Raw genomic sequence first — 8,838 nt, 5'->3', positions numbered from 1 at the left:
CGCGGCAATCGTGTCGGACTTGAATTCGCGCATGAAACCCAGGTTGGCGGCGACGATGCGACGCGCGACGCAATGCTGCTCGAGGTGCTCAAGCGCTCCTTCCCCGATGCGGGCAAGACGTCCAACCGGCCCGCTGCTCAGGCATCAAATTCAGTTCCGGCAGCGCCCGCCAGGGATGCGCCGACCGGCGCCCAGCGCCGCAGCGACCTTCGCCATCCTTTGATCTGGTGGGGCGAAATCCATTACAGCCACGAATCGTCCCGCGTTCGGTTCCGCAATATTTCGGAAAGCGGCGCCCTGGTCGACAGCGATGTCGCCTTCCCACCCCATGCCGAAGTTTTGCTCGACCTGGCCGGCGCAGGGCAACATTTCGCCACCGTCACCTGGTCACGCGGCGATCAGGTCGGGCTGCAGTTTGCGACCCCGTTCGACATCAGCCTGCTGGCCAAGGTCAAGCCCGAGGTCGCCAATCACAAATGGGTTCGCCCGGCCTATCTCAGCGACATCAAACACGATTCTTCCGGTGGCTGGGACAGCGCAAGCCTGCGCGATTTGCGCGAGGATCTCGAGGGCTTTCTCAAGCGCTAGCGACGGCGGTGGATGATCGCGATCTGGTCGGCGTAAATGCGTTGCCACGCCGGGTCTGAGTCGAGCCGCGCAATCAGTGCCGCATAGCGCGGTGCAAGCATCGTGTAGCGCAATCCATGATGCGTCGCGGCCCGGTCGAATGCGCCGCGATCACCATCGAGAATGCGTTGATAATCGGCAAAAAACGCATCGCCATACATGTCCGAACGACCGTCGATATAAGGCTTGATCCCGGCCTGGATCAGCGGCCCGCCGAAGCTGTAATCATTGAGCCCCGGCGCGGCCCGCAAGTCGGCCGGAAGCGCGGCAATCGCGGACCTGGGATAAGCGCCATTCTCGGTCGGCTCGAGCGGCAAGGTCGCTCGAAACAGCAACAGGGCTGCGATTGCCGCGCCAGCCCCAACTGCGATCCGCCAACGATGCGCGTGATCGAACAGCGCCCCTCGTTCGGCCCTGCCCAGCGCCTTGGGCAGAAGCATCGCGGCGACGATCGCGAGCACCGCCTGGTGCCGCATCTGGTGGAACGCCATCAGCAGCAGCAAAGCCAGCAATCCCGCGATTACCAGCCGAAGCTTCACTCCGCGCCAAGCCATCAGCAACGCAGCGAGGCCGATCGCGACGAAGAAGTACGGGGTTCGGCTCCAGTCGCTCGGCCGCCATTCGACGATCAATGGCAGCGTCTTCAACTGCGCGACGCTGAGCGGATAGAGGAAACCGTCAATGCCATTTGGCGTGATCATCGCACCCAGCGCCGAGCCAATCCCGAACAGCAGCCAGCCGCGTACCACCGGCCAGCGCCACCGCGCCTCGATGCACGCGTCGAGCGCGAAGATTGCGGCGATTACCAGGCCAATGGCAAAACTACCGTGGAGGTTAACCCACAGGATCATCAAGGCGGCGGCGATCAAAGGTGGGGCGCGGGATTGTTCGCGGGCCTTGAGCAGCACGTGCAACCACAGTGCGAGCAGCACCCACCCAAACATATGCGGGCGGGCCAGGGTCATCGGAATAATGACTAGATTCAGCAAGATAATGGTGATCGCAACGCCCATCGGCCCAAGCCAGCGGCGGGCGTTGGCGATGATGATCAGGTGCAGCGCGACGAGCAGTCCGGTGACCACTGCCGCGACCCCGGCATAGCCCTCCAGGCGATAGGCGCCGCCGTAGATGAGCTGCGATCCCCATTCGAATGCCATCCACGGCCGGCCGCCAAAGGTGAAGGAGAATGGATCGACCGTCGGCACCGCGCGATGGTCGAGGATCCACTGCCCCGCCGCAATGTGCCAGTGGATGTCGCCATCGTTGAAGATGGTCAGCGAACTGCCGATGATCGCCGGCACGATCAGCCCGAAGGCGACAACTGTAATCCGCTCGATATCGATCCGCTCAATCGCCATCAATCAGGCTCGCATGCTTGGTCTCGCGCATTCTGATGTAGGCGATCAGCGAGCCGAGGATGACCACTGAGACGTAGATGTAAAACCAGCGCTCGTGGCCGATCTGCTTGAGATAAAGCGCGACATATTCGGCCGTCCCGCCGAACAAGGTGTTGGCGATGGCATAGGGCAAGGCCACCCCGAGGGCGCGGATGTGGGCGGGGAATAATTCGGCCTTCACCACCGCATTGATCGAGGTGTAGCCGGTAACCAGCACCAGCGCCGCCATCACCAGCCCGAACGCCGCGAACGGGCTGGTCGTCTTCTCGAGCGCGACGAACAACGGATAGGTCGTGAGCGCCCCGCCGATGCCGAAAAAGATCATCACCGGCCGCCGCCCGACCCGGTCCGATAAGGCGCCACCGACCGGTTGGAGCAGCATGAAGGCGAACAGTGCCGCGGTCATGATCCGCGACGCGGTGGTTCGGTCGAAACCGACGGTGTTGGCGAGATATTTCTGCATGTAGGTGGTGTAGGCATAGAAGGCGAGCGTGCCCCCGGCGGTCAGCGCCATCACCAGAAGCGCTTCCTTGGGATGATCCCGAAACAGATTGGCACCGCTCGATTTTGGCCGGTTTCCGGCGGCGGCGACTTTCTGGTAATTTTCGGTCTCGGTCAGGTTGCGACGGATGATGAACACCACCACCGCCAGCACTGCGCCGATGCCGAACGCGATCCGCCAGCCGATCGACTCCATCCCCGCTTCGCCAAGCTGCGATTGCAGCACTAGAAGCAATCCGAGCGCGAGCAATTGCCCGCCGATCAGGGTGACATATTGGAAGCTCGACCAGAAACCGCGCCGTTCCTTGCCCGCCATTTCGCTCAAGTAAGTCGCGCTCGAGCCATATTCGCCGCCGAGACTCAGCCCCTGCACCATCCGCGCCGCGATCAGGATCGCGGGCGACAGCAATCCGGCGGCGGCGTAGGTCGGGGCGCAGGCGATGGCCAGCGAGCCGAGGCACATCAGCGACACCGACAGCGTCAGCCCCGCCTTGCGCCCGCGCCGGTCGGCATACATCCCCATCACCCACGCGCCGATCGGCCGCATGATGAAGCCGACCGCAAACACCGCGGCGGTGTTGAGCAATTGCGCCGTGCTATCCCCCTTGGGGAAGAACACCGGCGCGAAGTAGAGCGAGAAGGCCGAGTACACGTACCAGTCGAACCACTCGACCAGATTGCCGGCGCTGCCGCCGACGATGTTGGTCAGCCGCCGCCGGGCATCAGCCGCCATGCGCCGCCCGGGCTTTCGCCGCCGCGCCGTGGCCGTAGATCAAGTACAATATGAGCCCGATCCCCTGCGCCGCGAAGAAGAACAATTGGGTTTGCGCCGGCAGGCTGATGAACAGATACAGGCAGCCAAGGATTCCGCCGATCCCGATCACCCAAGGCAGCGGCGCCTTGAACCGGCGCTCGCGGTCGGGCTCGCGCTTGCGGAGCACGAGCATCGCGGCGCACACTGCGACGAACGCCGCCAGCGTCCCGGCATTGGCGAGCGCGGCGATTTCGGCCAGCGGAACCAGTCCGGCGATGATCGACACGATGATCGCGGTGAAGATGGTGATCCGCACCGGGGTCCCGCGCGACGATACCCGCGCCAGGCTGGCCGGAAGCAGTCCATCACGCGCGACGGTGAAGAAGATCCGGCTCTGCCCGAAGAAGAACGCCAGGATGACGGTCGGAAGCGCGATCACCGCCGATGCGCCGAGCACCCGCGCCGCCCATGGCTGGCCAATCTCGCGCAGGATCAGCGCGAGCGGTTCGGGGCTGTTGGCGAACCGCGTATAGCCAATCGCGCCGACCGCGGTCGCGGCGATGATCATGTAGATCAAAACGCACAAGGCCATCGACCCGACGATCCCGATCGCAAGATCGCGGCCCGGATCCTTGGCTTCCTCCGCCGCCGTCGCAATTGCGTCGAAGCCGTAGAAAGCGAAGAAGATGATCGCCGCCGCAGCCATCACCCCGACCTCGCTGCCCGACACCCCGCTCTTGGGGAAACCATAAGGCATGAACGGGTGGAAATTATCGGCATTGAACACCGGCACCGCGACCGCGACGAACAGTGCCAGCGCAAGCATCTTGATTACCACCAATATGGCGTTGAGCGTCGCGCTCTCGCGGGTTCCGGCGATCAGCAATCCAGCGACAACAACGATGATGAAGATCGCGGGTAAATTGACGATCCCGCCCATCTCCGGTCCTTGAATCAGCGCGCTTGGCAGCCCCATCCCGACCGATTGCAGGAACCCCGCAGCATAGCCCGACCAGCCGACCGCCACCGCGCTCACCACCAGACTATACTCAAGGATCAACGCGACTCCGATCATCCACGCCAGCAACTCCCCGAACACCACGTAGGAGTAGGTGTAAGCACTGCCCGACGCCGGAATCATCGTCGCGACTTCGGCATAGGCCAATGCCGCGCAGGCGCAGATCAGCCCGGCGATGGCGAATGACAGGATCACCGCCGGCCCTGCCTTGCCCGCGCCAACCCCGATCAAGGTGAGGATGCCGGTGCCGACGATCGCGCCGACACCAAGCGCGACGAGATGCGGCCACGACAGGGTCTGCGCCAGGCGATGATGCTCGGGCATATCGTCGCGCGCGACCACTGCCTTGCGGAAATTCCAATTGTTCATTGTGCCCCCTAATAATCCTTGCTGACGCGCACGTTGGCGCTGGTCCGTCCGATTGTCGAGATCGACGACAGGATCGAGAGCCAGCGCGTGACCTGATATTCGATCCGCGTCGCCGAATAGCCCTGCCCATCGGTGATTACCTCGACATAGAGTTTACGGCCGAGATATTTGCCCGCCGAGATCGCCGTCTTCTGGCCCGTCGCAATGTCAGCCGGGAGAATGCGCAGGCGATCGAGCCCGACCGCGCGGCGGATCGCGTTGATCGGGTCAAGGCTGCCATTGCCCGATTGCAGCGCGGCAATCGCCGAGGCGAGCTGGACCGCATCGGCCGGGGCGAGGTTGGTGATCGAAGTGCCGAACAGGATCCGCGACAGCAATTCATCCTGCGGGAGCTGGGGCACCGAGGTGAAGGCAATCTCGGGCTTCAATCCCGTACCGCGCACCGTGACCGCCGCGTCGAGCCCCTGGACCTGCGCCTCGGCATGGATGTCGAGCAACGGATCGGGCGGACTTTCGCCGCGGAAACGGATGATCCCCTTGTCGAGCCGGAAGCCGCGACCGGCGAATTCATAATTGCCACGGATGAGGTCGGCGCGGCCGTTGAAGCTCGGCGCGGAGACATTGCCGCCGATTGCCAGATCGGTCGTCCAGCGGCTGTCGATCCCAAGGCCGCGAACGATCAGGTCGCCGCCGGCCACTTTAAGGTCGAGCGTCCACGGGGTCAGATCGGCAATCTCGATCACATCCTCGGCGTCGCGGCCGACATGGCGCACTGCGAGGCGCGGGACGGCCGACGCGGCGCTCGCTTTGCCCAAAGTGAAGCGCCCGCGGTCGAGCTTGAGCTGCCCCGAGATCCGCCCCCCACGCCCGTCGGAGCGGATCGCCAGCGGGCCGGTGACGGTGGCGGCGATATCGTCGCGGTCGAGCAATTGCGCGTTGACGACGTTGAACTTGAGGTCGAGCTGCGGCCGCCCGCCCGAGAAATCGACCGACCCCGCGCCCGCAATCGTTCCGCCCGCCGGGGTCTTGCCGCCGATCTGGTCGAGCACGAGGCGCGACCCGCCGAAGCGGCCGCTGGCATTGAGGTTCTGCACCACCATGCCGGTCACCGCGCTTTCGATGCGGGCGTTGACCGCGCGGATCGAGCCGCGGATTTGCGGATCGACGATCCGGCCGCTGATGTCGGCGCCAATCGCAACCGGGCCGCTGAGATCGATAATCTCGACTCCCGACAGCCGCCACAATGTATCGGCTGGCCCCGCGTAGCGTACCTGCATCGTCATCGGCGCATTGATCAGTTCGCCTAGGATCGGGCCGCGACCCAGTGGTGCAAAGCGCGCCTGCGCCCGGCCGATGGTCTTGCCATCGCTGACCGCCACCGCGCGCATGGCCGCTTTGCCGCCATCGAGCACGGCCGCGAGACCGACATCGATCGGCTTGGAGGACAGCACGAGTCCGGCGCGCGCAAGTCCGCGAACCCGCAAGTCGGCGCGGCCACTCGGCGCGCCATTAGTGCCATGCCAACGATAATCGAGCTTGCCGGTGGCAATTCCGCTAAGCCCGAGCTTGGACCAGCCGATATCGAGCAATTGCAGCGGCATGCTGGTCAGATCGGCGTGGATTTCAGGGCTTGAGCCGGTGCGCCCCGATAATGTTGCGCGGCCACCGCCAAAGCGCACCCGGGTCGGCGCAATTTGCCAACCATCGCCAGCGCGGGTCAGCACTGCCGCACTGTCTAGGATCAACGCCCGCCGGTCGACTTCGCCGCGCCCGGTGACGCTGATCCGGTCGGGCGAGACGTCGGCCAGCGCAACCAGGTCGAACGCGCGGCCCTTGCGCCCGGCGATGGCGGCGCGGACCTGGCCGCTGCCGTTGATCAGCTTGGCCGAGGCCGTGAACCGGGCAATATCGATCGCGCCGTAGGCCATGCCCCGCGCCACGAACGTCCCGTCGAGCGAGGTGCGCTCATCCTCCAGCAGAATGGTGCCGTCGAGCTTGCCGGTGCGGATCGCAATTACCGGTGAGCCCGCGAACCGCGCATTGGTTGCGGTCAGATGCGCCTCGATCAATTGCGAGCCACCGACGGGGCGGAAACCGAGCGTCCCGCCAAGCCCGCCGCTGACCGCCAGCTGGCCAGTGAACCCTCCGGGGTCAGAGCGAAGGTCGCCGCGCGCGACCGATTCGGCGACGTTGAGCGCGGCGATCGCAATCGTCGCCCGCCCGCCCCTGGGCAGCAAGATCCGCCCGGTCGACGTAAACGGCCCGAGCTTCGATCCGCCGCTGGCGCGATAGTCGAAGCCATAGGCCTGCGGATCGAGCGACAGCCGCATGTCGCGGATGCCCATCGCCTGGTTCGGGCTGGGCAGCAGCAGCTCGACTCGCGGCCGCTCGATCCGCCCGTCGAGTACCATCTTCACTGCGCCATATTTGGCCTGCCGACCGCTGGCCTCGATGTGGAAGGTCTTGTCGCGGCGGCGATAGCCCGATCCCGACAAGCGCAGCTTGGGCGAATAGAGCTGGAGGTTGGTGAAATGGAGGATGCCGTCCGCGCCGCGCTCGAGATCGGTGGTGAGACGCGGCAGCCCGCCCGTCAGCGATGCGAAGAAATCATTGTCGAGCCGCCGTACCCACGCCTCGGCCTTGCCAACCACGCGCGCTTTCTTGTTCGGCCCGGGAATGACGCGCAGGTCGCTCTTGACGTCGACGATGCCGATCCCGGGAATGAAATAACGCGCCAGACCGCCCGAGATGACGATGTCGAACTTGCCGTCTCGCAAGTCGATCATCAGCGACACCTTGCCGCTTAATTTGTCGCTGGTGAGCTTGAGATTGTCGCCGCGGACCAATTTGTCGGTCACCGACAACATGCCCTCGAGCCGGAAATTGGCGAGGATTGCGCCCGCTACATCGCCGACCCCGGTGACGCTGCGCGCCTGGAGCCGCAGCGGCACGCGCATCGGCCATGGCGATCCAATGCCCCGCCCTTCGGCGCGCACGTCGGTGAAGCCAATATTGTCGAACTGGACCTGGGGGCTGGTCAGGCGATAGGCGTAATTGGCGCGCCCGAAGCCGCCGTCGAGGGTCAGCACCAGCCGGACATTCTTGCCCTGCATATTGCCGAACAAGGCCGGCGGCCGGAGCAAATCGACCCCCATCCGCAATTGGCGATAGGCGTTGCCGCCAAGGTCGAGCCCACCGCGCGCCACCGCGCGGATCGACGGCGACGACAGCCGCAACTCGCCGTCGAGCAGCCGACCCTTGAGCGTCCCGGAACCCTTGACCGCTATCACCGGCGCGGTCAGCCGCTGTAACCTGCCTTTAAGGAACGGCGCCGGGGCGAGCTTGCCCGACAGGCTGTATCGCCCCGAAGCCGCCGCCAGATCGAGCGCAGCCACCGGGCGATCGGACAGCCGCATCACTGCCTTGCCACGCCACCGACTCCAGGTTCCGTCGCCCCGGACGTCGAGCAATAAGGGCCGCTTCGACCCGAACAAGGCGGGCAGCAGACCATTGTCGGGCGACGATGCCCGGGCCTCGATATCGAACTTGTCGCGGTCGGGCTCGGCATCGATCACCAAATGCAATCGATCGAGATTCTTGACCGCGGCATCCAACCGAAGCTGAACGCGACCGCGGCGGATATCGGCCGATCCGCTGAGCATGCCTACCTGTGGCCGCCCGGTGACCGCCGATCCAAGTTCGAGCCGTTTCACCTCGAGCTGGCCGATGTGGATATCGAAGCCGGGCAAGATTGGTCCGGTGCGCCCGGTCGGCTTAAGTGCCGGTAGCCGCGACAGCGTCATCCGCTCCGCCGTCATTCGGTCAACGTGCAGCCGGTTGCCGATCCACGCGCCCGGTGCCCAGTCGAGCAATATGTCGGGCGAGGTCAGGAACACGCCCTTCTGGTCGGACACGCGGACATTCTTGAGGTGCGAATTGCCGAACACCGACCCTTCGATCCGCCCGATCTCGATTTTCAGCCCCGACGCGGTCTCCAGCCCCGCGATCCGGTCGACCAGCCAGCGATGCCCCGGCGCGGTGTCGAGCAGTACGAGCCCGGCCACCGCCAGCAGCAACAACGCCGCCAGCAGCGCCAGCAATTCGTTGACCAAACGCCGCGACCAATGCTTTTTCACCCGGATGATCGGCGGTTCCGCGGCGACGTCATTCAT

At 64.9% G+C, this 8,838-nt stretch carries 5 protein-coding genes; 1 reads left to right on the top strand and 4 read right to left on the bottom strand.

The window, feature by feature from the left end:
• Positions 1–588 (top strand): PilZ domain-containing protein (locus tag RMN73_RS10905; RefSeq protein WP_309603355.1); only part of this gene is annotated, 588 nt, incomplete at its 5' end.
• Here RMN73_RS10905 and RMN73_RS10900 read toward each other — a convergent pair.
• Genes RMN73_RS10900 through RMN73_RS10885 form a run of 4 tightly spaced genes read right to left on the bottom strand, consistent with a single transcriptional unit; the run spans position 585 to position 8,838 of the window.
• A complete protein-coding gene (locus RMN73_RS10900) occupies positions 585–1,985 on the bottom strand; it encodes a hypothetical protein (RefSeq protein ID WP_309603354.1) in 1,401 nt (466 codons plus the stop codon). The two genes, RMN73_RS10905 and RMN73_RS10900, sit on opposite strands and share 4 nt — an antisense overlap.
• Complete coding sequence (locus RMN73_RS10895; protein WP_309603353.1) at positions 1,975–3,258, bottom strand: MFS transporter; 1,284 nt, start codon at positions 3,256–3,258, stop codon at positions 1,975–1,977. Before RMN73_RS10895 ends, RMN73_RS10900 begins: the two co-directional genes overlap by 11 nt.
• A complete protein-coding gene (locus tag RMN73_RS10890; RefSeq protein WP_309603352.1) occupies positions 3,248–4,666 on the bottom strand; it encodes an amino acid permease in 1,419 nt (472 codons plus the stop codon). Before RMN73_RS10890 ends, RMN73_RS10895 begins: the two co-directional genes overlap by 11 nt.
• Before the next feature lie 8 nt (positions 4,667–4,674).
• Positions 4,675–8,838, bottom strand: a complete 4,164-nt coding sequence (locus tag RMN73_RS10885) for a translocation/assembly module TamB domain-containing protein (RefSeq protein ID WP_309603351.1) — start codon at positions 8,836–8,838, stop codon at positions 4,675–4,677.

The organism is Sphingomonas sp. (assembly GCF_031372575.1).
In the GTDB taxonomy this organism is placed as follows: Bacteria; Pseudomonadota; Alphaproteobacteria; order Sphingomonadales; family Sphingomonadaceae; genus Sphingomicrobium.
This window is presented reverse-complemented; position numbering and strand designations above follow the sequence as displayed.